The sequence below is a fragment of the Bacillus benzoevorans genome (assembly GCF_014207535.1).
GTDB classification, from domain to species: Bacteria; Bacillota; Bacilli; order Bacillales; family Cytobacillaceae; genus Bacillus_BD; species Bacillus_BD benzoevorans.
On sequence record NZ_JACHGK010000022.1, the window covers coordinates 17,331 to 43,349 of the forward strand.

A 26,019-nucleotide genomic window follows, 5' to 3' on the forward strand; every position below is an offset into this window, starting at 1 on the left:
CAAAGATAAAAAAGACAAACCCACGCAGGATTTGTCTTCAACAAAGGGAATATAAATGATAAACCCTGCTATATTTATGAATGAATCAGCAGCAAGTTAACCTCTTCTGGCGCCTCTTCCACCGCGTTTGGATTCAGTATTGCGCTTGAGAGAAGATAAGCGATCTTCACTGTCCTTCAAAAAACGTGCCATTTTTGATTCAAAGTTCTCTTTAGGAGCTCGGTGGCTATCATTTGACTTCCCATGACGCGGACGTCCTCCAGAGTATCCGCCTCTTGAATCGCCACGATCACCTCTATCGTGTCTCGCCGGTCTTTCTGATCTTTCCGGTCTTTCCGGGCGGTCAATTGCTTTCTTAATGGAAAGACCTATTTTCCCGTCCTTTTCCACATTAATAACCTTTACGGTAACCATGTCGCCAACCTTTAAATGATCATTAATGTCCTTTACATAATTGTCTGCGACTTCACTAATGTGAACAAGTCCGGTTGAGCCTTCCGGCAGCTCCACAAACGCTCCAAAATTAGTAATGCCTGTTACCTTTCCTTGTAACTTGCTGCCTGCTTCGATTGACATAAAAAGAAATTTCCTCCTTAAAAATATGCAAAATCATACTTAATCTATATTATACAAAATATGTGAAAGGAGTGCAATAACACCTTTATTTTGCCGTTTCTTCCTTATTATCCTTTTTAGGCAGGGTAAAAATAATTTCATCCTTTTCCGATAAGAAGTATTCTTTTCGCGCTAATTTAGCGATATAATCATCATCATTCAGCTTGACAATTTCATCCTTCAGCGATGCCTCGTCATTTTTCAAACCAGCGAGTTCCTTTTCCAGCTGTTCCTTTTCTTCCAGCTTTTTAGCCTCGGCATGATTCTGCGATACCACGGTTGAAACCATTAGGAAGGCGATGACAGCAGTTAGTACAAAGAAAGCACTCAACCGTCTGATAAGAACCTTTTTCCGTCTTGCAGCCAGCAATTGGCCTTCCTCTTGCTGTACAGCATATTGAGTTTTGAGCTTGGTGATCTGTGGCTTTTTCATTGCACCCATCTGCAGTCCCCCTTACTTTATTTATTCTTCCATTTATCTTTCCAATTACTGTAATAATTCTTTAATAATAGTGATTTTCCTGCTAATTTATTATATAACTTCTCGACTGATTTTTTAATATTTTTCGGAATTAATTTCCAAAGCAGTGTCAACATCCATTGAAATGGTTTTAAGGCTGCTTTGATTAATACCACAATGCATTTAAGCAGCCACTTAGCTGCCGTATATAAACCTTTGCCAATTGAGATAATGATAGCTATTAAGGTAGTAATCAGGATATATATCGGCTTATAAATAAATATATTAATAAGCTTAACAAGAAAACGGTAGACAGAAATACAGAATTTTATCATCTTCTCAAGCGATTTCAAATACCATTGCTTGAGCATAGCCTGATAAGCAGCAAACCCGCACAATATGGCGATAAAAATATAAAACCGCAGATCTCCCTTGTTTACCTGGAATAGCGTATAGAAAACGAGCAGACCCTGTATGACCATAAAAAGGACATCATTAAGAAATACGAGCCAGCTCTTTCTTTTGCGTCTTTGTAAAAACCGATTATAAGTGTCAAGTGAAGCGCCAAAGAAAACTCCCATGCTGATCATTACCAGCATGGTTGCAAATTGTGTACTGAGGGTCATCGGAACAACTTGCTAAAGAACCCTTTAGCTTTATCTCCAGGTTGTTCGTCAATATAAACCAGGTCAAAGACCCTCCCTTTAATGGACACAATTCCCCTGTCCACATCAAGATTCTTCATTTGCAGATTTTCACCTTTTATCGCCAAAAAGCCCATCACAGTTTCCAATAAAAACTCTTCGTTGTCAAAGCTCTCTACCTGCTTAACTCCAGTAATCTCTAATGTCTTTCTGCCCCTCATAATGACATCGTGCTCCTGGACAGCCTTCGTCGAATTAGATTCGTAATACTGACTCATCCTTATCCCCTCACAATCACAAAAGTACAAGCTGTTTGTACATGATTATGAGGAGCACGAGCAATATAGAACTTCGATTAGCGAAGCGGGGGCGGCTGGAAGATGGGTCTGACTTCTTCACCCCCGGGATCAGACACCCTCGGAAATTCTTTCATCCTTAAGAGTCGTATACATTTCTGCAGCTTCTTCTTTTTTCGATGTTTCCTTTATGCTGTCAATTCTAACCGTTACAATTCTTTGACCGAAACGGATGGTTAGTTCGTCACCCTCCTTAACATTCGTACTTGCTTTAGCCTGAACACCATTGACTAAAATTCTGCCTTGATCCGAAACTTCCTTTGCCAATGTCCGGCGTTTGATTAACCGTGATACTTTTAAAAATTTATCTAGTCGCATCTTTAATTCCCCCGTTATCTCATTTCACTTCTTTTGGCTTCTTCCCAAAAGGAGTCAAGTTCCTCAAGTGTATATTCCGCAAATGCCTTTCCGCTTTCCCTTACCTTTTCTTCAATAAAATGAAACCGGCGGATAAACTTTTGATTCGTCATAAATAGAGCCTCATCCGGGTTGATTTTATAATAGCGGGCAACGTTCACAAGAGCAAAGAGAATATCGCCGAATTCCTTTACAGACTTTTCATCATTATAGCTTCCGTTTTGCATCTCTGCTTCAAACTCGGAAATTTCTTCTTTTACCTTTTCCCATGCTCCGGTAACATCATGCCAGTCAAAGCCTGCTGCAGCAGCCTTCTTTTGCAATTCAAACGCGCGAATCAAATTTGGAAGTGATAAACCCGTCCCATCTAATATGGATGCAGACTTAACCCCCTTCTCCTCCGCTTTAATTTCCTGCCAGTTCTTCACGACCTCTTCAGCGGTTTCAGCCGTTCTTTCCCCGCCAAACACATGCGGATGACGGCGGACCATTTTCTCTGACAACCCTTCAATGACATCTTCAATTTTGAAAAATCCCTCATCCTCGCCAATCTGAGCATGAAGCAGCACCTGAAGCAGGACATCCCCCAATTCCTCGATAAGATGATCATAATCCCGCTCCTCTATCGCTTCAATCACTTCATATGCTTCCTCAATTAAATATTTCTTCAGTGTTTGATGGGTCTGCTTCCTGTCCCACGGACAGCCATTTGGTCCCCTTAATACAGCGATAATTTCCCGCAGCTTCGCAAAATCTTTATAAAGAATAGTTTCATCCGTTACCGGCGGTATATAAACGGAAGTTAAATTATTTAATTCAGCCGCGCGGTCTAACTCGTACAAAGGAACTTTGCGGATTCTCTCTTCCCTGCTCCCGGCAGCTGTCACAATATATACGGCATAATCATACGGCAAGAGCTCCATAAAGCTTAATTTAACATTGGAAGCAACGAACGCATCATAAACCTGTCCGATAATCATATGCTGGCGTAACCCAATCTCCTCTGCTTTTAAATCAGTCGCATCGAGCAGTTGGAATCCCTCAATCGGATCAATCTTTAGCGCAGCAAACAGATCATCCAAAAAGCTCTGACCGCCCTTGACTTCAATCTCAACACCAGCCGCAGGGCCTGCCTCGATGAGCAGCTGGACTGTTTTTTCCGCTACAAGAGGGTGTCCCGGAACCCCGTAAACAATCACTTCATGTTCTTGATGATTTAATAAAGTTTTAACGATTTCCTCATAAACCGCTTCAAATTGCTCATGCTTTTCATAAATCGAATCAAAGGATTCGAAGCTAAGCCCCTCCTGCACCAATGCGCTTATCACAGGATGCTCCTTTGTCCGCAGAAAAATAGGGATCCCGCTTTGCAGCAATTTATAAATTCCGAGCGGCAGCTGGTCCAAATCCCCTGCTCCCAAACCTGCGATGATGATTTTTTTCATAGACACTTCATCTCCTGTTTCTTTTCGGTAAAAACATCATAAGCTTACTGCCGAACGGCAATAATGAAAGCTCTTCTTCTTTAAAAATACGTCCCCTTAAAATGATGATCGTGTACACAGCCCCGCCGATGAAAACTGCGCTTACTGCTTGAATTCCGGCCGATAAACGTTCTGAATAACCTAACCTATAAATAAAATAATCACTTAAAAACATATACAACTGCAAGACGCACGTCATGACAAAAGCTGCAAGCGTGACAATAAAATAGAATCTCTTGTTCATCATCACTGTACCAATCATCGTACGCAGCTTCATGATTAATAAAACCAATATAAAAAGGAATGCCAGAATCGAAGCACAAGCGGCACCCATAATTCCATACTCCGCAATCAGGAAGGTATTTAACCCATATTTAACTGCCGTAGAAGCTACTATCACGATTGCGGGAAAAACAGTACACCCTAAACCTTGCAGGATTGCGATTACAGTCATAATCACCGAACCGAGAAGAATGAGTGTACTAAGTACCGCTAATACATCCGAGCCGTTTGTGTTTTCAAAAAGGAGCTGATTTGTCTGCCCGATAATATTCCATAATCCCATTGTCGCCCCTGCACCGACAAGTATACTTATTTTCAAAGCGGACTCAATTTTTTTTCGCAAAAAGACAGTATTTTGCTGCAGCTTTTCTTTTGTTATCAATGGTACTAATGTTAAGGACATCGATGTCGCCACAACCGTACCTAATTGGATCAGCGGCTGCCCCCGATCATAGACTCCCTTTAATTTCTTCGCTTCCTCTGCCCCCATGCCCGACTGCACTAATAGCGAGTATAAATTCAGCGAGTCGGCCAATTGGATAAATATCAAAAGCATTGCGCTGATGCAAATGGTAAACCCCTCGATACTCAATGTTTTCAGGATTATCTTGCTCTTTCCTTTTTGGAACGTACCCGCAAGACGCAGATTAGACCTGTGCCGCCGCCAAAACAGAAGCAAGAGGATAACGGACACTAGCCCGCCTGTGATTGAACCGAACACAGCTCCGCTGCCAACAACATACAGGGAATAGGACTTACTCATGAGGATGACGGCTGCTGCTAATATCGTAGCAACCCTGATAAACTGTTCGCTAATCTGTGAAACTGCCGTTGGAATCATATCCCCGCTTCCCTGGAAAAATCCCCTGAAAAGGGAGATAAAAGGCATAAAGAGAAAAACCCATGCCACCATCCGGAGCAGCGGGACCAGCTGCGGATCATGCATATGGTCAGCCAGCCAACCCGCGCCCCAATATAGAGCGGAAAAACAGACTAAACCAAAGCTAAGCAAAAAGAGACCCGATACAACAAATAATTGCCTCACACTGCCATGCCTTTCCTTAGCTGTTTCAAACGCATATAATTTAGAGATAATAAGCGGAAAGCCGTATGTCGATAAAGCCACCGCAATCCCGTAAAAGGGATAAACCTGTTGATATATGTAAAAACCGACATCTCCGACGATATTTTGAAACGGGATCCGATAAAAGGCGCTGAGTATTTTTGTCAAAAGGGCGGCTATTGTGAGAATGAATGTCCCCTTAAATAATTTCTTGGCATGATCATTGGGCATGATTGTAATAGCCCCTTCCACAAAATGAAATTCCAAAGTATTATAGCATATTTTTCCACGGGAGTTTTATAAAAGAAAGGCTCTATTAATGTTCATTGTTGATATTAACCTTATGTGTATGGCGTGAACGTGTTTTCCTTGGTAACAAGGAACGTAGTGAAACCCATACACATAAGGCGGTATAAGGGTCAACAACAAGATTTAACAGCGCCAAAAGAAAAGGAGACAGCAACGGCTGCCTCCTCTCTCTCTATTCAATAATTAATCTCTAATAAACCACAATTTTAAGATTCCATCTGTCGTGCCAAGAAACCGGCGGCTGTTTCAACAGCCTTATGCTCAACTTCGCCTAATGTACCCTCTTTGGAATAGATAATAACGGCGCCAATTGGGTCTCCATTCGCAATAATGGGTCCAATCGTATAAGAGGTCATCTCCTCCAAGTTGCCATCTGCTAAAGAAGTCTCGCCTGATTGGTTAATGAGAATCGAATTCCGGTCCTCCATCGTTTTTTCGACCAATTCGCTTATCCCTTTATTTAAGTAATCCTTTTTCGATCCTCCAGCAAGGGCTATGTAGGAGTCCCTGTCACAAATTAGAACAGGATTTCCAAGGCTATCATATAAAGCTTCAGCATACTCTTTTGCAAAGTCACCTAATTCACTAATCGGGGAATATTTCTTCAAAATCACTTCTCCATCACGGTCAACGAATATCTCCAATGGGTCGCCCTCACGGATTCTTAATGTCCTGCGGATTTCCTTGGGAATAACTACACGACCTAAATCATCGATTCGACGAACAATTCCAGTTGCTTTCATTCAACGTTGCCTCTCTTTCATCTGATGATTTGATTCATGTGGCAATGATTCATATTCCTCAATATGTAACCTTCGCCATATTTGAACTTAGTATCTTTCATATGGAAACTTCTATACACATCCTAATACTTTTTCTTGTTGGTATTATTAATTCCAAATTAGGATGGAATTTCCAGATACATAGGACATAGGCGAGGTTTTTAAGAAACTGGTGTTGCTCCGTCTTCCTTTGTTTCATGGAGACCCTGCAAAATTTCATGGATGGCCTTAAGCCATGTCTCAAGCTCTACCTTCTTAATGTGAAGGACCATTTTCAGCTGTTTCCCTTCCATGCCAAGCCCGACCATCCGACCGTATTGATTACTCAATTTGAAAACCCTTTGCCCATCAATCGTGCTGCTGGCCTGTTCAGATAACAGGATCGTTACTTCATCCTTAACCTGCTTAATGCTTTCAACGCCAACAAGCACAGCAAATACTTTAATTTCAGCCACTTTAAACAAGTACCTGACTTCCTCTGGATATTCCCCAAAACGGTCGATCATTTCTTCCTGAAGTTCTGTAATATCTTCCAGATCCTTCACGCCGCGGAAGCGTTTATACATTTCAATTTTTTGCTGTCCATCGGAAATATATAGATCCGGGATATAGGCATCGATATCTAAATCAATTTCAATCGAAACCGGTCTTGGTTCATCTGTATGTTCTCTTCTTCGTTCTTCAATCGCTTCTTTCAGCATTTGTGAATAGAGGTCAAATCCAACCGAATCAATAAATCCGTGCTGCTGTGCCCCTAAAAGATTTCCTGCGCCGCGGATTGACAAGTCCCGCATGGCTATTTTGAAGCCTGAGCCAAGCTCTGTAAATTCCTTAATGGCTTGGAGACGCTTCTCTGCCACCTCCGCCAGTACCTTATCTTTGCGGTAAGTAAAGTAAGCATATGCCACCCGGTTGGAACGCCCTACACGACCGCGCAGCTGATAGAGCTGGGAAAGTCCCATTTTATCTGCATCATTAACGATAAGTGTGTTTACATTTGGAATATCAACACCCGTTTCAATAATCGTTGTGCTGACGAGGACATCATACTCCCCCTCGAGGAAACTGAGCATGACAGACTCGAGTTCATTTTCGTTCATACGACCATGAGCAAATGTCACCTTTGCATCTGGAACCAGCATCGAAATTTCCTCTGCCTTCCGTTCGATATCCTCCACGCGGTTATAAAGGAAATAGACCTGTCCGTCTCTTGCCAGCTCACGTTCAATTGCCTCTCTTATTAATTCACCGTTATACTCCATTACATACGTTTGAACCGGAAAACGATTCTCCGGCGGTGTTTCGATAACGGAAAGATCGCGGACACCCAGCATGGACATATGGAGAGTACGCGGGATTGGTGTTGCCGTTAAGGTCAGAACATCTACATTGGTTTTTAACCTTTTAATTTTTTCTTTATGGCTGACACCGAAGCGCTGTTCTTCATCAATAATTAACAAGCCGAGTTCATGGTAAATAATCTCCTTTGATAATAATCGATGGGTACCGACAACGATATCAACCGTGCCATTTTTAAGTCCCTTAATGGTCTCCGTTTGCTGCTTTCTTGTTCGGAACCGGCTGAGGAGACCAATTTTCACCGGATAATCCTGGAACCGCTCCGTCATGGTTTGGTAATGCTGCTGCGCCAGGATTGTTGTCGGTACCAAGATCGCCACTTGTTTCCCATCCGCCACTGCTTTAAAAGCCGCACGAATCGCGACTTCTGTTTTTCCATAGCCTACGTCACCGCAAAGCAGACGATCCATTGGCCGCTCTTTTTCCATATCCTTTTTAATTTCCTGAATGGAGCGAAGCTGATCCTCTGTCTCTTCATAAGGGAAGGCTGCTTCAAATTCACGCTGCATTTCCCCATCAGGACTGAAAGCATAACCGACCGCCGCTTCACGCTCTGCATATAGCTTTATGAGATCTTCGGCAATATCCTCCACCGAAGATTGGACCTTTTTCTTTACCTTCCTCCAATCATTTCCGCCCAATTTATAAATTTTCGGTTCTTTGCCTTCTGAACCGACATATTTTTGCACAAGGTTAATTTGCTCTACCGGAACATACAATTTATCCGAACCCTGATAACGAATGTGAAGATAATCCTTATGAACGCCATTAATGACAAGTGTTTCAATCCCGAGATATTTCCCGATCCCGTGATTCACATGAACAACATAATCTCCAACATTCAATTCAGAATAACTTTTAATTCTTTCAGCATTCGATAATTTTTGCCGGCGCTGTGTCTTTTTCGCCCGCTTCGTGAACAGTTCTTCTTCCGTAACAACGGCGATTTTTTGAATGGGCAGTTCAAAGCCAGTCAGCAGGTCGCCTTTGACAATTTGCACTTTGCCCGTTAATAGATCTGTCCCGCTCGTTATGTCTGCCTCAATCTCATAGTCTTGAAGAACACGTTCCAGCTTTTTTATCCGCTCTTCATCCATACCAAGAAAAAGGATAGAATAATGGCTCTTTTTCCAGCGTTCAATTTCTCCTCTCAGTACATTCATCTGACCATGAAAGTTCTGCATTTGTTTACAATTAATATTAATGATATTCTGTGGATTCGTATTAGGTACATGCCGTAAAAACAAGGATAAATAAACGCGCGGCAGTTTTAGACCGGAGAATAATTCCTGCACATTATGAGAAACTTTAATCCCCTGAATGATATTGCCTTCAGCTAATAAATGCGTATACCATTCCGCTTCTTCCCGCTCCAGTGATTCATTCATTTCCTGAACGCGGCTAATCTCATCGATAAAAAGAATCGTATTCTTTGGAAAATAGTCTAGTAAACTACTAGCATGATCTTTGGTAATGGATAAATATTTGAATAGTCCCTCAGGCTTTTGCTTATTCCGCAACTGTTCAAGCTCATAGCCGACATTTTGCAAGGCCTGCGCTTTTGCCTTTTCATCCTTAATAACCTTTAAGCTGGCCTTAAGACCTGTCTCAAGCTTCTCCGCCAGCTGTTCAAACTGCTCGTTCTTGAAAGGTATTTCCGATGCCGGCCCAATAGACAGTTCTTTGCGTTTTTCAATCGAACGCTGATTTTCCAATGAAAAGCTGCGTATCGAATCGATCTCCGTATCAAACAGCTCAATTCTGACAGGATTAGACTCAGTCAAAGGATAGATGTCAACAATTCCGCCTCTTACACTAAATTCGCCGGGGGCTGTAATCATTTCTGTACGGACATACCCCATTTCGACAAGGAGCTGCAAATGCTGCTCCACATCAATCTCTTCTCCCAGCTTAAAGGTTAATTGATATTCCCTCCAAACAGCCGGAGATGGGATCATTCTTCTTATTCCAGCAATCGGTATAATCGTGATTCCCTTTTTTTGCAAAGACAAACGGTTTAATACTTCGACCCGCTGTGCTCTTAATTCAGGACTGGCAATACTAATCTCGGCACTAATAAGCTCGTTAGCTGGATATAAAAATACATCATCTTCGCCAATAATATGGGTTAAATCATCAAAAAGCTTTTGCGCCTGTAATAAATTATACGTAATAATGACAACTGATTTTTTTGTTTTTTCATAAATTGAGGATAGAAATAGAGTTCTTGCAGAGCCGGACAAACCGGTAACAAGCTGTTCTTTTAACCCACCTTCAATGCCCGCAATGATGCTCAGAATATCTTCCTGTTGATGAAAAAAGTTCTTCAATCCTTTCAACGCAGTCCCTCCCTCCAAAATTCGCCCTATATCTAATTTTTATATAAGAAAACTTAAATATGATTGCAATATTAATAATACTTTATTAAAAAAGTAATAAGCGCCTGAGCAAATCGAAACAGAAAAATGCTTTGGATGCGGCTCCAAAGCTTTAATGAATTAAAAAGTCATTTTGGTAATATTCAGGATTTTTCTGCAGCGATTCCTGGCAATCTTCACAAATTGATTTAATATGCAAGTCTCCATTCTCATTATAAGTAATCATTTCATGTCTTTCTTCGTCCGTCAGTTTATTTAAACCAAGACGTTCAGCCTCAACAGAGACTTGATCAATCATTCCTATTTTCATTCCACAATGTCTGCAGTGGTAATGAATAGCCATGCTATTCCCTCCTCATAACACAATAAGCGATGATACCTGCATAGGCGTCACAAAACAGCGCAGCAAAAATCTTTCATTCTGTTTCCCTTTGCATCTTATTTCCAGACAGGTCATACGCTTTTTATAATGTTATTATTACCTGCAATTGTGAAAATCATTCTATTGATTATAAGTATTCATGACTTGCAAAAAAGGTTTCTTCGTCCATTCTATGCAGGCATCCGCACTTCGTTCAACAGCTTCTTGAATTGGATCCTGCTCTTCCCGGGCAAAACGGCCAAGAACATAGTCTGTAATTGCCATCCCATTCGTCGGGCGGTTGATGCCGACCCGGATACGATTAAATTCCTGAGTGCCCAAATGTGAAATCGTTGATTTAATTCCGTTATGCCCGCCTGCACTCCCTCTTTGCCGCAGGCGAATCTTTCCGGCCGGCAAATCTAAATCATCATAAATAACCAAGATGTCTTCTGGATCTATTTGATAAAAATCCATAATCGCACGGATTGACTCACCCGATAGATTCATATAAGTTAATGGTTTTAATAATAGGACTTTTTCACCTTCAAAGAAACCTGTGCCAAACAGACCTTTAAACTTGGCCTGATCGAGCTGAATATTCAGCTTCTCTGCGATTCTTTCAATGACCATAAAACCAATATTATGTCTTGTTTGTTCATACTGCTTTCCGGGATTCCCCAGGCCAACGATTAGTTTCATTCTCCCCCACCTATCATATGCCGCTACTGCCCCTCTAGATCACTTGCCGCAAAAACATTGGCTGAATAAAGTTAAAGCGTTTGCAAAGGCAGCCCATAAGAGAGCTGTTGCCCGTACAGGGGTCCCCGGTACGCGGTTTGCATCCTCCTTATGGGCCTGATATCCATTTATGAACATCCGGGCAAAGGCTGCCTGTTACCATTCCGCTCTTTATTATTCGCCGCCTGTTTCTCTTCCTTCAAGATTTTCAGGAGAAGCTTCACTTTGCGTTTCACCTGTACTGATTTCCTTTTCCTGACGCGGAGGAAGAATCGAGCAGATCACTTCATCTTCATCATGATCAATATGATAAGACTGAGCCCCTCTGATATCTTTAACGGTCATCGTTTCTGCCACTTGCAGACCAGTGACATCCACCTCAATAGAGGATGGTATATTATTGGGTGTTGCCGTAACGGAGATCTCATGCAAGGACTGCTGCATCACACCGCCGTCTTTCACGCCGGCAGCATCTCCTGTTAAAACCAGCCTTACTGCTGCTGTTACTTCCTTTGACAAATCCACCGCCAGAAAGTCGATATGTGTTAATACCTTTTTTAACGGATCGGATTGGTAATCAGTCAGGATAACATTTTTCTTCTGCCCCTCAACATCAAGTGAAATCACGCCATTTCGGCCTATGTCCTTAATCGTTCGCAATAAATCAGATTCATTCAAATAAATCGATTTATTTTCAGATTCAGACCCGTAAACGACCGCGGGAATTTGACCCTCTTTGCGTAACTTCTTCAATTCAGAACGGCGGAATTCCTTTCTTTCCTTTGCCTGTAAAACTGCATTCATGTTCATAGTCCCCTTCCATTTTTGCTGGGCGTTTCTTGAGGCTGTCTAGAAATCTATACCCCTCTATTTAACGTTGCCCTTTGACAGGAAAAAATAAACATGAAAGTTTTTTGTCAATCTATGCATAGAAGGCTTGCTGAATAGCAAGCCCTATATGTCTCCATTAATCAAACAATATGCTGACAGATTGTTCCTCATGAACGCGGATAATTGCCTCCGCAATAAGCGGTGCAATCGATAAACTTTGGATCTTCTCGATTTGTTTTTCCTCTTGTAATGCGATGGAGTTTGTGACAACAAGCTCTTTAATTTTTGAATTATCGATTCTTTCAATTGCCGGACCTGAAAGAACAGGATGCGTACAGCAGGCATAGACTTCCTTCGCGCCATTTTCAACTAATGCATTGGCTGCTAAAGTAATCGTACCAGCTGTATCAATAATATCGTCAATCAGGATACATACTTTTCCATCGACATTCCCGACGATATTCATAACTTCAGCTACATTTGGTCTTGGACGGCGTTTATCAATAATAGCGATTGGCGCCTTTAATCTTTCGGCTAATTTTCTAGCCCGTGTTACACCGCCGTGATCAGGAGAAACAACGCAAATATCGCCGCCAAAATCACGATTTTTAAAGTGCTCAGACAGAATCGTCACAGCCATTAAATGGTCAACCGGAATATCAAAGAAGCCTTGAATTTGCGGAGCATGCAAGTCTAAAGTGATCATGCGTGTAGCACCGGCAGTTTCAAGTAAGCTTGCTACTAATTTAGCCGTAATTGGTTCACGTGCACGCGCTTTTCTATCCTGGCGCGCATAGCCGTAGTAAGGCATAACGACACAAATCGTTTTAGCAGATGCTCTTTTCAGGGCATCAATCATAATGAGTAACTCCATTAAGTGTTCATTGATCGGAGTGTTGGTTGATTGGATAACGAATACATCACAGCCGCGGATACTTTCTTCAATATTGATTTGAATTTCCCCGTCGCTAAAACGGCTTACTGAACATTTCCCCAGCTCAACACCGATATTTTGAGCTATTTCTGCAGCAAGTGCTCTATTTGAATTTAATGAGAACACCTTTAAATTTGGATCTAAATACTGATTAGACATGTTGACCTCCAATTTTCTTGATTAATATTTAGTTTTTTGTACATAATTCTCTTTATTAACTTGGCGGGCGCGCGCAAGTGCAAGCGCATCCCCAGGGACATTCTCTGTTATGGTTGAACCTGCTGCGATATAAGCTCCCTTTCCTACAGTAACAGGGGCGATCAAATTAGAATTGCAGCCAACGAATACTCCATCTTCTATTTTGGTTAAATATTTATTTTTCCCATCATAGTTTACCGTAATAGAGCCGCAGCCGATATTTACATCGCTGCCAACTTCGGCATCTCCAATATAACTTAAATGCGAAGCCTTGCTTCCCTTTCCAAATACAGCCTTTTTGATTTCAACGAAATTCCCAATTTTTACATCATCTAAAATATCGGACTGTGGGCGGATATGAGCAAATGGTCCAATATTCACCCCAGATCCAATGTGGCTATCATATGCAACAGATTGGCGGATGACTGTAGCATCACCTATTTGGCAGTCTTTTATTTCACTGTTTGGACCAATTTTACAGTCAGATCCAATCTTTGTTTTTCCGCTGATCATGGTACCCGGCATGATGACAGTATCTGGGCCAATCTCAACATCTGAACCAATATAGGTTGTGTGCGGGTCCATAATCGTCACACCGTTTTGCATCTGCTGCTTATTTATCCGCTGTCTCATGATTCTTTCCGCTTCGGCAAGAGCAACCCTGTCATTGACTCCAAGCGTTTCTTCGAAATCTAACGTTTTGTAGGCTGAAACAATTTCGCCCTTGTTTTTTAAAATTTCAATAACATCAGGTAAATAATACTCACCCTGCACATTATCATTTGTCACTTCATTTAATGCTTGAAACAAAGCCTGATTGTCAAAACAATACGTACCGGTATTGATTTCCGAAATCAGACGTTCCTCTTCAGATGCATCTTTATGTTCAACTATTTTTTCAACAAGACCTGTTTCATTCCTTACAATACGGCCATATCCTGCCGGTTCAAGAGCCTGTGCTGTTAATACCGTAACTTTTGCACCTTTTTCCTCATGATGAGTGATTAGTGCCTCCATCGTTTCCGCTTTAATAAGAGGTGTATCACCGCATACAACAAGCGTAGTCCCCTGTTTGCCGCTTAGAATAGTCTTTGCCTGCAGCACAGCATGACCAGTGCCAAGCTGCTTTTCCTGCAGTACGTATTGGCTTTGTCCACCCAGCCCGGCTTTTACCTTTTCTGCACCATGACCAATAACGGTGACAATTTGTTCGATATTAAGCTTTGTGATTTGGTCAATCACATGTTGTACCATCGGTTTTCCGCAAACAGGATGCAGAACTTTATAAAGCTTTGATTTCATTCTAGTTCCTTGACCTGCTGCTAATACGACTGCATAACGAGTAAGCATGAATTGGCCTCCAATTACCTTTTTATCCAATAAAATATTATCTTAAATACCATGCTATTTCAAGGTTAGAAAAAAGGGAATCTCCTTTTCAACTGGAAAAAGGGCAGAAAATGCTTAAAATATTGAGGAATTTGAAATAGAAAACTTCCGAAAGGTATGGGACTGTCTTCTGTTTCAGGGGGGGTGCTAATCCGGCGCGTAAAAAAGAGCCTTACTTTTTGGTCAGGCTCTTGATGTTGATATTCTTTTTTATGCCTATGAAGCCCCAGCTTCTTCAAACTCAACTTCTACTTCACCTAAGCGGTGGTACTCAGTTAAAACCGCCTCTTGAATTTTACCACGTGTTCCAGAGTTAATTGGGTGGGCGATATCGCGAAATTCACCATCTGGTGTACGTTTGCTTGGCATGGCTACAAACAAGCCATTGTTTCCATCAATAACGCGAATATCATGAACGACAAACTCGTTATCCAACGTAATAGATGCGATGGCCCTCATGCGTCCATCCGTATTCACACGGCGTAATCTTACGTCAGTTACTTCCATTTTTGTTCACCACCTTTACGTAATCTATTATTTTTTTCTAGTTAATAAATTCAACGGATTTTTTCTTTCTCCTGCTTAATAATTAAAATTTTTAGAAAAAGATAGACAAAGTGGTGAATTCTGAAAATAACTATCATTTAAGTGTTGTTTACGGTAAATAACGTAAAAAAACGCTCGTTATTATTTAACGAGCGCAATTACTTCGATCTCAACTAGAACATCTTTTGGAAGACGCGCTACTTCAACGCATGATCTAGCTGGTTTATGTGTACTGAAATATTCTCCGTAAACCTCATTGACTGCTCCGAAATCGTTCATATCCTTAATAAAAACAGTCGCTTTCACTACTGTATCTAGTGCCGCGCCGGCTTCACTAAGAATGGCCTGAAGGTTTTTAAATACTTGATGAGTTTGTACCTTTACATCTCCGTTCACTAGTTCGCCCTCTGCTGTCAACGGAATCTGCCCAGAAGTGTATAACATATTATTAACGATAATCCCTTGTGAATACGGTCCAATTGCTGCAGGTGCCTCAGTTGTATTTACTACTTGCATATGTATTCCCTCCAATTTCTTTATCAGCATCATTCGATGCCTATCCTTATATAATTATATGGCAAGGATTACTATTCTGAAAAGTAGTTTCCCTCACACATTTTAATTTGTTTTTGCTTTAAATCTACATCTTTCAATCTGATTAATGAAAGATATTCATCAACCAAGCGGCCTTCTGCTTGTTCAGCTTCCATTAATACCGCGATCCCCGCTACGTTGGCACGGAATTCCTCCAGCATGCTCACCATGCCGTTTACCGTACCGCCCGCTTTCATAAAGTCATCAACAATAAGCACATTCGAACCCGCTGCGAGGCTTCTTTTTGAAAGAGACATCGTCTGGATGCGGTTTGTCGAACCGGATACATAATTAATACTTACAGTTGGACCTTCTGTTACAATGCTGTCCCTGCGGACAATTACAACAGGGACATTTAAATAATTAGCGACTGAATAAGCTAAAGGGATTCCCTTAGTGGCAATCGTCATAACAACATCAACAGGAGTTTTGCTGTATTTAGAGGCAATCATCCTTCCTACTTTTTGCACGATCGCCGGATCACCTAAAATGTCTGTCATATACAAGTATCCACCAGGAAGAAGTCTAGCCGGGCTAGTCATCGTTTCACATAACTGCCCAATAAACTTTCTCGCTTCTTCGTAAGTGGAATGGACTTGATACTTTACTCCGCCTGCCGCCCCGGAAACTGTTTGCAAGGTGCCAATACCTCTTACTTCAAAGACCTCTTTTATGATGGCTAAATCCTCACTAATGGAGGATTTTGCCGAACTGTACCGTTCTGCAAAGAACGTAAGAGGGACTAGTTTTCTAGGATGCTTTAATAAATAGTCTGTCATATCTATTAATCGTTCGCTTCTACGAAATTTCACTGTTCACCCTCCCTTAAAACCGAATAATTTAAGGTTAATATAACATTAATATACGGTTTTAATCAAGAGTCTCTTGCTCGCCTAACATTCTTACCGCAAAGACTTGGTCACAAAAACCTCTAAGCCCGTTATATACCCTTTGCATTCTTGAATCATGCTGCACAAGTCCAAAAACGGTCGGACCGCTGCCGCTCATTAAAACAGCATCTGCACCAAATCGTTTCATTTGTTCTTTGATTAAGGCTACTTCCGGATGAAGCTTAAAGGTAACATCCTCCAGTACATTTTCCAGGTTCGAACATACACCGGCGAAATCTCCGTATTCTATCGCCTCAATCATCTCCTGAGTATTTGGATGTTTAATGCCATTTAAGCTTAAACGGCGGTAAACATCTGCTGTTGAAACACCGATGAAAGGTTTTGCTAAAACAACCCAGCACGTCGGCGGCGCCGGAAGCGGCGTAATGATTTCCCCTCTTCCTTTTGCCAGCGCCGTACCGCCGTACACACAGAAAGAAACATCCGAACCAATTTCCGCTCCAAGCTCAGCTAACTCATCAAGGGTTAACCCTAACTGCCAAAGCTTGTTTAATCCTCTTAAAGTCGCAGCAGCGTCACTGCTTCCGCCGGCTAGTCCAGCGGCAACAGGAATATTCTTTTCAATCATGATCGCAACACCTTTATCAACAGAAAAGCGCTCCTGCAGGATCCTGGCCGCCTGATAGGCCAAATTCCGCTGATCATCCGGTACAAAACGGTTATGTGAAAGGATCCGAATCTCCTTTCGATCTAATAAAGTTAATTCTAAGCGGTCGGCAAGATCAATGGTTGTCATGATCATTTCAACTTCATGATACCCATCAGGTCTCTTATACAAAACATCTAAAGATAAATTAATTTTTGCCGGCGCCTTAACTAAAAGCCTCAACTAACTCCACCTACTTTTAAAAATTCAGCGACTCCATTTTTTGTCCTATTTTACCACAAAATAGCGAAAGTAAGACGTACCATTCGTGATAATCTTTTCACATTAGACATTTTATTGATTGAATGGACTGATGTAAGACCTTTTCGCTGATCAATTGAATGCCGGAGGAGTTGTCCATTTGCCTCGCCTTCGATTAAAACGGGGCCGTCTCACAGGCAGCAAAATACTAGTTGCCTAAGACAGCCCCAGCCATGATGAATTTTTTATTGTTAATTGGTCTCGTTACAATTGTATCGGTAACTTAAACGGCAATGGAAAGAGTTATCACTTTTGTTCCAAAAGATTTTGCTGAGCTATTTCAACGGCCCTTTTGACCATATTGCCTGCATCCCTGGCCTTTATTCCGCCCCAGCCTTCCTTCTGCACAACATCATAAAATCCCAGTTCTTTCGCAAGCTCCTCTTTAAATCCTTCAGACATTATTCCTCTTCTTCTGCCCAACCAAAGCACTCCCTTCATCACCACGGCATTAATTAGTATTAAATGATCTGTACCGATTATGAAGGGTAATAAAAGGCAGCAAAAAGGGCAAAAATAAAACGGTGAACGCCCGCTCACCGCCTGCTTCTTTATTAACTTAAGGCAACTTGTCCTGATGTATCCTCATAGAAAGTAATTTGTACCGTTTCCGTCAGTACATCTGCATAACTGTACGAAACACGTTCAAAAGAATTTTCTTCTTGATCCAATTCGATAACAAACACAGATGGATAGGTCTCCGCTAGAACCCCTGAACGTTCAATCGTTTTCCGTCTTCCACCGTTAGCCTTGAGCAAAAGCCTTTTTCCTAAATTTGAATCAAGAGCCTTCTTAATATCTAATAAAGTTTTTGCCACAACGATCCACCTCACTAGTTTGAGTATATAACAATGCTGCAAAAAAGTCAATCAAAAATATAAATTATAAAGTTTTTAAAAATCAAAGTCAATATATTTTCTTCTACAATTTATCCTTTTTTTCTACAATCCTATCTTGTCCCTTTTTGTTATTATTATGTACGATAATGCCAAATTACTTTTAAGTTGACTAATTTGCTGGAATTTCCCACTTTCCTGCTCTTTAGGTTATTCCTGCTTTTTTTGAAGACAGTAAAAATAAGTCGTTTTTTGGCAAAACGACTTATGAAAGCGTATGATCAGGTCCGCTATTTTTGGGCATTCCTGTTCTTAAAATTCCCCTCGTTTCAATTCCACCGAGACCCTTTTCACCAGTCAAAGTATTGCGCAGTACATCCCAGACATTAATTCTTTCCATAAATGGTGTAAAGCTAATTTTCGCGACAATATACACTGGATCCAGCGCATGGATATTGACGCGGGATGGAGAACTGGCAAAATTGGCCCCAGCCTGAATAAGGGATTCAAAATGCGACTGGCAGGCCCCGGCAAAAATAACGAGCTGATCGAGACTTGAAATTTTCCTCCTTGCCTCCCTTACCGTTAAACCAAAGTGCTTAGAATGACGATATGCATTCAAATCGTTAATGTCCCCTTTTGACTTTGTATAGGCGTCATGTCCAGTAATAACCAATATATCCGGGCGGTAATAATCAAGTAATTGTCCGATTTTGCTTGGCATCTCTTTTTCATTGCAATGAACTCCCGTTACCGGTATCCCAATTCTCTCATAGAGTGCTAAACATTTGTTTAAATAAACCGGGTCACCATCCAAGTGCAGGACTTTTCCGGGGATTTGAAAATAATTATAGGTTTTCGCATATCCTCCGGTTGACTCATACTCGTGCTTTTCCTGCAGCAAATGCAGATCCTGGCGGAATAATTGCAGCGACTGCTCCTCCAAAGAACGAAACTGCTGCGATTTTTTTAACCGTTCCTTCTGATCAATCTGGACTAAATCTTCATAAGGGGCATCAGCAACGAGGCGGAAATCCTCCCCATACAGGATGGCCACTTTCCCGTTTTTACCCTCTTTTATTTCAATAACCCTAAATAAAATATCGCAATTATAAGAGATCCTTCCTACAATATCCATCTTGCTTATGCCCATCGATGTCACTCCTGCAAACAAAAATCAAGTTTCAAGTCATAATCCTAGTCATAAAATATGCAGGGGCCGATGAATCTGTGTCGGGAAATATTTCTGCACCTAACTGTGATGGGTGCAGAAATATTTAGGTACTGCAAAATAAGGTCTTTAGTATGCAGGCATAGTTTTATTTCTTTGCCGTACCTAAACAAAAAACACCCTAAAAAAGGGTGTTAATGAAAATAGGGATAAAGAGCATCGCTTAAGCGGGCAAATTCAGGGATAGAAAGTGATTCCCCACGTCTTCCCGGTTCAATCTCAGCAAGGGAAAGAGCCTGTAATATCTGCTCTTTCTTTTCCTTTCCGCCCGGCAGCTGGCTCGTTAAGTTATTTAAGATTGTTTTTCTTCTTTGGGCAAAGCTGGCTCTTGTCACAGTAAAAAGAAAATCCTCACTGATCACCGGGACTAGCGGACTTTCCCGTTTCGTTAACCGAATCACGGCTGAGTCTACGTTAGGCTGCGGCATAAAAACCGTCTTTGGAACAATCATAACCGTCTCTGCCGCTGTATAATATTGAATCGCAATGGAAAGAGAACCATAATCCTTCGTTCCGGGTTTGGCTGAGATTCTGTCCGCGACCTCCTTCTGCAGCATCACCACAATTCCACGAATCGGGAGGTTCTCCTCTAATAACTTCAAAATAATCGGAGTCGTTACATAATACGGCAGATTTGCCACGACCATAATATCACTGATTCCGGCTAACTCCTCCTCAATCACCTTCGCGACATCCGCCTTTAGGACATCCTGATGGATAATGTGCGTGTTCGGATAAGGCTCCAATGTATCCGCTAAAATAGGCAGCAGCCTTTGGTCAATTTCAAACGCGACGACTTTTTTACATCTTTTCGCCAATTGTTCTGTTAATGCTCCAATTCCCGGTCCAATTTCGATTGCGGCTGAATTCTCCGAGAGTTCAGCATGTTCAACAATATTGCGTAAAATATTGGTATCGATAAGAAAATTCTGACCTAAGCTTTTTTTGAAGGAAAAGCCGTATTTTTCTAAAATAGCCTTTGTTCTAATAGGCGTTGCAATGTCCTTATGCATTCCCCTTTTGTTCCTCCTCGCGAATCAATTGAACGGCCTTGGAAAAATCCTCCCGGCTGATTTCAAAAACCATCAGTCTTTTGTGGAGCTGTTTGCCATTTGCAAACCCGATTTTCAGGATTTTGCCCAACAGCTCTCTACGCCATTTTGCGCCAGCGCCGCCCATTAATCCAGCATCTATTAAATCATCATAGGTGATCATCTCAGGTGTATTTTCCTGCATCACCTGTGCATCCTTTAAAGCCCGTCTGATCGTTTCAGGGGAAGCATGCTCTACCCCAACTCCCTTTCCTCTTCTATGTATGGCATCTTCCTTTGCAATAAAGGCATGCTTGCAACCAGGAACCTGAGCAGCAATCGTATGACGGATTTTCTGTCCGGGATAGTCTGGATCTGTTAAAATAATAACCCCTCTTGTCTTCTGCGCTAGACGGATCTTTTCTATCGTCTCTTCGTTGATTGCCGATCCATTTGTTTCAATCGTATCTGCTGATACGGACTGCTGCACCGCAGTTGTATCATCTTTTCCCTCAACCACAATGATTTCTTTTATTTTCATTTAATCCTCCAAATTTTTTCGTAACATTCATGAGCAGGTATCCCCAACCCAGTATGTAAATGTCGTGCAGCCTGCTTTCTCTGCCGCGCACTTCTTACTGCGTAAAGAAAGGCTTGTTCAAGCTGGCTGCCCGGCATCCTAAGTTTTACACAGAAAAATGAAACCTTTTTATCACATAATTCGTCTATATAAAGTGGAACTTCCAATAAAAAAATAGTTCATCCTATTATAGCGCAATCTTGCCAAAAAGAGAAAAGGCAGTGGAAATGATTCCACCGCCGCAAAATTTCGATTCTATTCAAGAATTTTTATTTTAACTGTTCTCCTGCCCCAGCGGTATGCCTCGGCCTTGGAAGCAATAAAGACATCGATTTTATTCCCTTTTATCGCTCCGCCAGTATCAGCGGCTATCGCATAGCCGTAGCCTTCCACATAAACCTTTGAGCCTAGGGGAATGACACTTGGATCGACGGCAATTACCTTTGCGTCTGAGTTGACATGAAGATTAATCCCTGTAGCGGTAGTACCAGAACAACCGCTGCAGCTTGCCGTATAAGCAGTGGCAACGACATACATTTCCCTGCCAGGTTCATTTCCGCGGGAAGCTACCTGGATTGGCTGCAGCTTCGTTCCGACAGCGACCACTTTATCCTGCTTATCGCGGATCATCTGCTCACTGATCACGTTCCGGGAAACTTCAACCCCGTTCTCTTTTATAACTTCATATTGTCTTGAAACAAGACCTTCTTTACCATCTGTAATAATCTTTTCTGTACCGCTTGGTAGATTTTCATCCTTTTGCGCTACAACAGCATAACCAATTGGTTCTTCCACTACATCGGTGACCTTTTCTACCCGAATAACGTTTATCACGCTATTTTCTATCACTCTCTCCTCTAACATTGGCTCAACCCGGTCCAAATCTGTTAAAGTAATTCCCTGTTGTGTTAAAAAGCCAGCGACCGTAGTCGAAGTTGACCATACTTTCTTCTCAGTCCCGCCATCAAAAAGCGTTACGGGAAAAGCCCTGTTAACAATAACGTCCATACCTTTTTCTAAATTAGTCTTGGACTCTGGATATACCCGATCATACTCGTTTAATGCAATTTTCTGTTCCTCTAACAAATCCTCAACTGTTACTGCTGTTGTCCATACAAATCTTTTCTGGTTATCACTTTCTAATTGCACCTGTTTTGCTGGATTCCAAACAATTTCTGAATTGTTCTTAACCTTTGAGTCTAGTGAGGGTTGTATATAATCTTTTGAAGATATATTAATATCTAACTCTTCAAATAATTCTTCAACTGTTGACGCATGTGTTTTAATGACCTGTTCTTGGCCGTTTAATGTAAGAGCTACCCTTTTGTCAGTAGTTTCATAGACTACAAAGCCTAATGCAGCGATAAACACAATCAAGCCAGCTGCAAATATAGACCACTTTTTTGCACTCAAAGATTTGAAAAACAGGTTTTTCATGTTTTTATACCAAATGAAAAACGCCTCCTTCTCTCTCGGTGATTATATAAACTAATCTGCCAATTTGTCAACCCATGCCTTTTTTGGCACTTCCCCCAAACTTAGTCCTAATTATGCTAAAAGTTTGTTTCGTCTGTAAAGGGGGATTTATCGACAAGATTATTACGAGAGATGAAGAAAGCGTGTAGAAATTATTAGAATTCAATCATATCAAGGCTGAAAAGTACACCATTCGACATCACATTTTATCAGTTTATGGCGAATAATCTTTTTGCATTTTCCGTTGTTGCAGCGGCAACCTCGTCCAATGTCAGACCTTTCAGTTCTGCAATTTGTTCTGCTACCAATTTTACATAGGCAGGCTCATTTCTTTTCCCCCTGTATGGATGCGGGGTTAGATACGGACAGTCCGTTTCGATTAACAATCGATCAAGCGGAACCTCCTTTGCCACTTCTTTTGGCTTTTTCGCATTTTTAAAAGTGACGGGACCGCCGAGAGAAATATAAAAATTCATATCGAGGCATTCCCTTGCCGTTTCCACACTTCCGCTGAAACAATGCATGATTCCTCCTACCTCAGAGGCTTCTTCCTCTTTAAGGATCCCAATGATATCAGAGGTGGCATCCCGATTGTGAATGATAATCGGCAGCTTCACCTTTTTGGCCAGACGAATCTGTCTCCTGAACACTTCCTGCTGAATATCCTTTGGCGACTTGTCCCAATAATAGTCAAGCCCGATCTCCCCAATCGCCCTTACCTTCGGATGAGCTGATAATTCCTCGATCCATTGTAAATCAGCATCACGCATCTCAATGGCATCCACCGGGTGCCAGCCAACGCTGGCCACCATAAAATCATACACTTCAATGAGTTCCATTGCCTTCTCAATCGTCGGACGGTCGAAACCAACAATCGTCATCTGCTCGACCCCAGCCTGAAGCGCCCGCGCAATAACTTCAGACAAATCATCGTTGTACTGTTCGGCGTTTAAGTGGGCATGTGTATCAAATAACATCACGAACCCCCTTCTTTAACGAATATTAATTTTTTATTACATTTCTTTCAATGGTGTAACTAACATAATAGAAGAAACGCATCTTCTATGACAAATAATACAAAAATGCTTCACGCAAATTGTTCCACGTGAAACATTTTTCTACATGATCAATCAATTTTTTTCGCAAACCGCTGTAATAACCTTATTTAACCTTAGATCCTAACGGAAGGGAATCAGGAACGGTTGCTAATGCTAAAGCCCCATCCTTGCTGCCGGCAAGAATCATCCCCTGCGATAATTCCCCTCTTAATTTGACAGGCTTTAGGTTTGTAACACAGATAACCCTTTTGCCGACTAATTCTTCAGGTTTATAATATTGAGCAATGCCGGATACAACTTGTCTCGTTTCGTAGCCTAAATTTAATTGAAGCTTCAATAACTTATCAGCTTTTTTAACGGGTTCTGCTGCTGTTACTTCAGCTACCCGCAAATCAACCTTCATAAAATCATCAATCGTGATCTCATCAGCTTCAGGTACCGCTTCCGCCTTTTCTTCTTTTTCTTCGGTCTTAGGCTGAGTTCCCTGCATCTTTTCTTTAATATAATTGACCTCTTCTTCTATATCTAAACGAGGGAAAATAGGTTCACCTTTCGTAACTTTAGTCCCCTCAGGGATCGCACCGAATTTCTCCATACTGTCCCAAGAAGTCAATCCGCCTTCTGCAATACCAAGCTGCCCAAAGATTTGTTTTGGCGCCTGGGTTAAAAATGGTTGTAACATAATTGCAATTCTTCGTAATGTTTCTGCCAAATGTGTCATAACATCAGCCAGCTTCGACTGATTTTCTTCCTCTTTGGCCAGCTGCCATGGCTGTGTTTCATCAATATATTTATTGGTTCTGCTTACCAACTGCCAAATTGCTGTTAAAGCAACAGAGAATTCCATTTTCTCCATAGCCTCTTCATACTTCCTCACCGTTGTTTCATTGACTTCAAGCAGTGATTGTTCAAATTCTCCCGCCGACTCTTTATATCCAGGAATAACTCCGGAGAAATACTTATTAATCATCGCAACCGTACGATTAAGCAGATTTCCTAAATCATTCGCTAAATCAAAATTCAGGCGCTCTACAAATCCTTCTGGAGTGAAGACTCCATCTGCACCGAATGGAACCTCTCTTAATAAGTAGTAACGAAGCGCATCCAGACCGTATCGATCAATCAAGGTTACCGGATCGACTACATTCCCTTTCGATTTAGACATTTTTCCATCCTTCATTAAAAGCCATCCATGAGCAAATACCTTTTTCGGCAATGGAAGATTCAATGCCATAAGCATAATCGGCCAATAAATAGTATGGAAGCGGACAATTTCTTTTCCAACTAAATGGACATTCGCCGGCCAGTAATTTTTATATTTTGCTTCATCTTCTGAACCATAGCCCAGCGCCGTAATATAATTAGTCAATGCATCAATCCATACATAAATCACATGACGCGGATTGCTTGGAACTTTAATTCCCCAGTCAAAAGTTGTCCGTGAAACAGCCAAGTCTTCAAGACCGGGTTTAATAAAGTTATTGATCATTTCATTTTTGCGCGATTCCGGCTGAATAAACTGCGGGTTTTCTTCATAATATTGCAGGAGACGATCTGCATATTTGCTTACCTTGAAAAAGTATGACTCCTCTTTAACTCGTCCTACCGGTCTGCCGCAGTCCGGACAGTTTCCTTCTTCATTCAACTGCAGCTCAGTAAAATAAGATTCGCACGGCGTACAATACCAGCCTTCGTATTCCCCTAGGTAAATATCGCCTTGTGCCAAAAGCTGTTCAAAGATTTGCGCCACTACCTTTTTATGGCGTTCTTCTGTCGTCCGGATAAAATCGTCATATGAAATGTCGAGCTTCTTCCACAGATCCTGAATCCCAGCGACAATCTCATCAACATATTGTTGAGGAGTGACACCTTTTTCCTCCGCCTTTTGCTGAATCTTCTGACCATGTTCATCCGTTCCTGTTAAATACATAACATCGTAACCGCGGAGGCGTTTGTAACGGGCCATTGCATCGCCGGCAACCGTTGTATAAGCATGCCCTATATGTAGATTTCCACTTGGATAGTAGATAGGAGTAGTTAAATAAAACGTTTTCTTATCTCCCATAATTTGTTCCTCCTTTTCATCATCACCGATCTATCTAATATACCATATTTCATTATATATCTTGCGAAATAACAGGCAAAATTTTTTCAAAAATATATTTTATTGGATTTTTACTGAAAGGGCTATAACGTCAATATAACCTCACACACTACCAAAATATACCTAAAAAATGCAACTAATGCAATACCATCCTGCAAAAGCCATCTTTCACTACCTTTAATCCAAATGTCCCACACAACAC

The 26,019-nt window shown here is 41.4% G+C and carries 26 protein-coding genes; all 26 read right to left on the bottom strand.

Translation table 11 applies throughout. The features are described from left to right. Positions 1-96: 96 nt before the first annotated feature. Positions 97-576, bottom strand: a complete 480-nt coding sequence (locus HNR53_RS20085; RefSeq protein WP_184529435.1) for a S1 domain-containing RNA-binding protein — start codon at positions 574-576, stop codon at positions 97-99. Positions 577-661: 85 nt separating this feature from the next. Beyond that, on the bottom strand, positions 662-1,057 hold the full coding sequence (locus HNR53_RS20090; RefSeq protein ID WP_184529437.1) for an FtsB family cell division protein: 396 nt from the start codon (positions 1,055-1,057) through the stop codon (positions 662-664). A 17-nt stretch (positions 1,058-1,074) separates the two neighbouring features. Next, a complete protein-coding gene (gene yabQ, locus HNR53_RS20095; RefSeq protein WP_184529439.1) occupies positions 1,075-1,701 on the bottom strand; it encodes a spore cortex biosynthesis protein YabQ in 627 nt (208 codons plus the stop codon). Further along, on the bottom strand, positions 1,698-1,997 hold the full coding sequence (yabP, locus tag HNR53_RS20100) for a sporulation protein YabP (RefSeq protein ID WP_184529440.1): 300 nt from the start codon (positions 1,995-1,997) through the stop codon (positions 1,698-1,700). Before yabP ends, yabQ begins: the two co-directional genes overlap by 4 nt. A 129-nt stretch (positions 1,998-2,126) precedes the next feature. Next, complete coding sequence (locus HNR53_RS20105; protein WP_184529442.1) at positions 2,127-2,393, bottom strand: RNA-binding S4 domain-containing protein; 267 nt, start codon at positions 2,391-2,393, stop codon at positions 2,127-2,129. A gap of 14 nt (positions 2,394-2,407) precedes the next feature. Further along, a complete protein-coding gene (gene yabN, locus HNR53_RS20110) occupies positions 2,408-3,877 on the bottom strand; it encodes a bifunctional methyltransferase/pyrophosphohydrolase YabN (RefSeq protein ID WP_184529444.1) in 1,470 nt (489 codons plus the stop codon). A gap of 7 nt (positions 3,878-3,884) precedes the next feature. Next, positions 3,885-5,492 carry a putative polysaccharide biosynthesis protein gene (locus HNR53_RS20115; RefSeq protein ID WP_184529446.1) on the bottom strand — a complete coding sequence of 536 codons (1,608 nt, stop codon included), beginning with the start codon at positions 5,490-5,492 and terminating at the stop codon, positions 3,885-3,887. A gap of 284 nt (positions 5,493-5,776) precedes the next feature. Then, positions 5,777-6,313 carry a stage V sporulation protein T gene (spoVT, locus tag HNR53_RS20120; RefSeq protein WP_184529448.1) on the bottom strand — a complete coding sequence of 179 codons (537 nt, stop codon included), beginning with the start codon at positions 6,311-6,313 and terminating at the stop codon, positions 5,777-5,779. A 200-nt stretch (positions 6,314-6,513) separates the two neighbouring features. After that, positions 6,514-10,050 carry a transcription-repair coupling factor gene (gene mfd, locus HNR53_RS20125; RefSeq protein ID WP_184529450.1) on the bottom strand — a complete coding sequence of 1,179 codons (3,537 nt, stop codon included), beginning with the start codon at positions 10,048-10,050 and terminating at the stop codon, positions 6,514-6,516. 151 nt (positions 10,051-10,201) lie between these two features. Then, the gene (gene fin / locus HNR53_RS20130; protein WP_184529452.1) at positions 10,202-10,432 is read right to left on the bottom strand and encodes an anti-sigma-F factor Fin; all 231 of its coding nucleotides are present in this window, start codon (positions 10,430-10,432) and stop codon (positions 10,202-10,204) included. A 159-nt stretch (positions 10,433-10,591) separates the two neighbouring features. Further along, on the bottom strand, positions 10,592-11,152 hold the full coding sequence (gene pth / locus HNR53_RS20135) for an aminoacyl-tRNA hydrolase (protein WP_184529454.1): 561 nt from the start codon (positions 11,150-11,152) through the stop codon (positions 10,592-10,594). 213 nt (positions 11,153-11,365) lie between these two features. After that, a complete protein-coding gene (locus tag HNR53_RS20140) occupies positions 11,366-11,995 on the bottom strand; it encodes a 50S ribosomal protein L25/general stress protein Ctc (protein ID WP_184529456.1) in 630 nt (209 codons plus the stop codon). A 163-nt stretch (positions 11,996-12,158) separates the two neighbouring features. Next, positions 12,159-13,115, bottom strand: coding sequence for a ribose-phosphate diphosphokinase (locus HNR53_RS20145; RefSeq protein ID WP_184529458.1), 957 nt, complete (start codon positions 13,113-13,115; stop codon positions 12,159-12,161). A 21-nt stretch (positions 13,116-13,136) separates the two neighbouring features. Further along, on the bottom strand, positions 13,137-14,504 hold the full coding sequence (gene glmU, locus HNR53_RS20150; RefSeq protein ID WP_184529460.1) for a bifunctional UDP-N-acetylglucosamine diphosphorylase/glucosamine-1-phosphate N-acetyltransferase GlmU: 1,368 nt from the start codon (positions 14,502-14,504) through the stop codon (positions 13,137-13,139). 255 nt (positions 14,505-14,759) lie between these two features. Next, positions 14,760-15,050 (bottom strand): septation regulator SpoVG, encoded by a 291-nt coding sequence (gene spoVG / locus HNR53_RS20155; protein WP_184529462.1) that lies wholly within the window; start codon positions 15,048-15,050, stop codon positions 14,760-14,762. 180 nt (positions 15,051-15,230) lie between these two features. After that, the gene (locus tag HNR53_RS20160; RefSeq protein ID WP_184529464.1) at positions 15,231-15,605 is read right to left on the bottom strand and encodes a RidA family protein; all 375 of its coding nucleotides are present in this window, start codon (positions 15,603-15,605) and stop codon (positions 15,231-15,233) included. A 71-nt stretch (positions 15,606-15,676) separates the two neighbouring features. Continuing rightward, positions 15,677-16,495, bottom strand: a complete 819-nt coding sequence (purR, locus tag HNR53_RS20165) for a pur operon repressor (protein WP_184529466.1) — start codon at positions 16,493-16,495, stop codon at positions 15,677-15,679. A gap of 58 nt (positions 16,496-16,553) precedes the next feature. Continuing rightward, the gene (ispE, locus tag HNR53_RS20170; protein WP_184529468.1) at positions 16,554-17,423 is read right to left on the bottom strand and encodes a 4-(cytidine 5'-diphospho)-2-C-methyl-D-erythritol kinase; all 870 of its coding nucleotides are present in this window, start codon (positions 17,421-17,423) and stop codon (positions 16,554-16,556) included. A gap of 324 nt (positions 17,424-17,747) precedes the next feature. After that, positions 17,748-17,924 carry a small, acid-soluble spore protein, alpha/beta type gene (locus tag HNR53_RS20175; RefSeq protein ID WP_184529470.1) on the bottom strand — a complete coding sequence of 59 codons (177 nt, stop codon included), beginning with the start codon at positions 17,922-17,924 and terminating at the stop codon, positions 17,748-17,750. 131 nt (positions 17,925-18,055) lie between these two features. Next, positions 18,056-18,319 (bottom strand): biofilm formation stimulator Veg, encoded by a 264-nt coding sequence (veg, locus tag HNR53_RS20180; RefSeq protein WP_184529471.1) that lies wholly within the window; start codon positions 18,317-18,319, stop codon positions 18,056-18,058. 283 nt (positions 18,320-18,602) lie between these two features. Further along, the gene (gene yabG, locus HNR53_RS20185) at positions 18,603-19,490 is read right to left on the bottom strand and encodes a sporulation peptidase YabG (RefSeq protein WP_184529473.1); all 888 of its coding nucleotides are present in this window, start codon (positions 19,488-19,490) and stop codon (positions 18,603-18,605) included. 212 nt (positions 19,491-19,702) lie between these two features. Next, positions 19,703-20,581, bottom strand: a complete 879-nt coding sequence (gene rsmA, locus HNR53_RS20190; RefSeq protein WP_184529475.1) for a 16S rRNA (adenine(1518)-N(6)/adenine(1519)-N(6))-dimethyltransferase RsmA — start codon at positions 20,579-20,581, stop codon at positions 19,703-19,705. Next, positions 20,574-21,140, bottom strand: coding sequence for a ribonuclease M5 (gene rnmV / locus HNR53_RS20195; RefSeq protein WP_184529477.1), 567 nt, complete (start codon positions 21,138-21,140; stop codon positions 20,574-20,576). The genes rsmA and rnmV overlap by 8 nt, the downstream gene beginning before the upstream one ends. A 294-nt stretch (positions 21,141-21,434) precedes the next feature. Beyond that, positions 21,435-22,616 (bottom strand): resuscitation-promoting factor, encoded by a 1,182-nt coding sequence (locus HNR53_RS20200; RefSeq protein ID WP_184529479.1) that lies wholly within the window; start codon positions 22,614-22,616, stop codon positions 21,435-21,437. A gap of 248 nt (positions 22,617-22,864) precedes the next feature. Next, positions 22,865-23,632, bottom strand: a complete 768-nt coding sequence (locus tag HNR53_RS20205; protein WP_184529481.1) for a TatD family hydrolase — start codon at positions 23,630-23,632, stop codon at positions 22,865-22,867. A 184-nt stretch (positions 23,633-23,816) separates the two neighbouring features. After that, complete coding sequence (metG, locus tag HNR53_RS20210; protein ID WP_184529483.1) at positions 23,817-25,778, bottom strand: methionine--tRNA ligase; 1,962 nt, start codon at positions 25,776-25,778, stop codon at positions 23,817-23,819. Between the last annotated feature and the right edge of the window lie 241 nt (positions 25,779-26,019).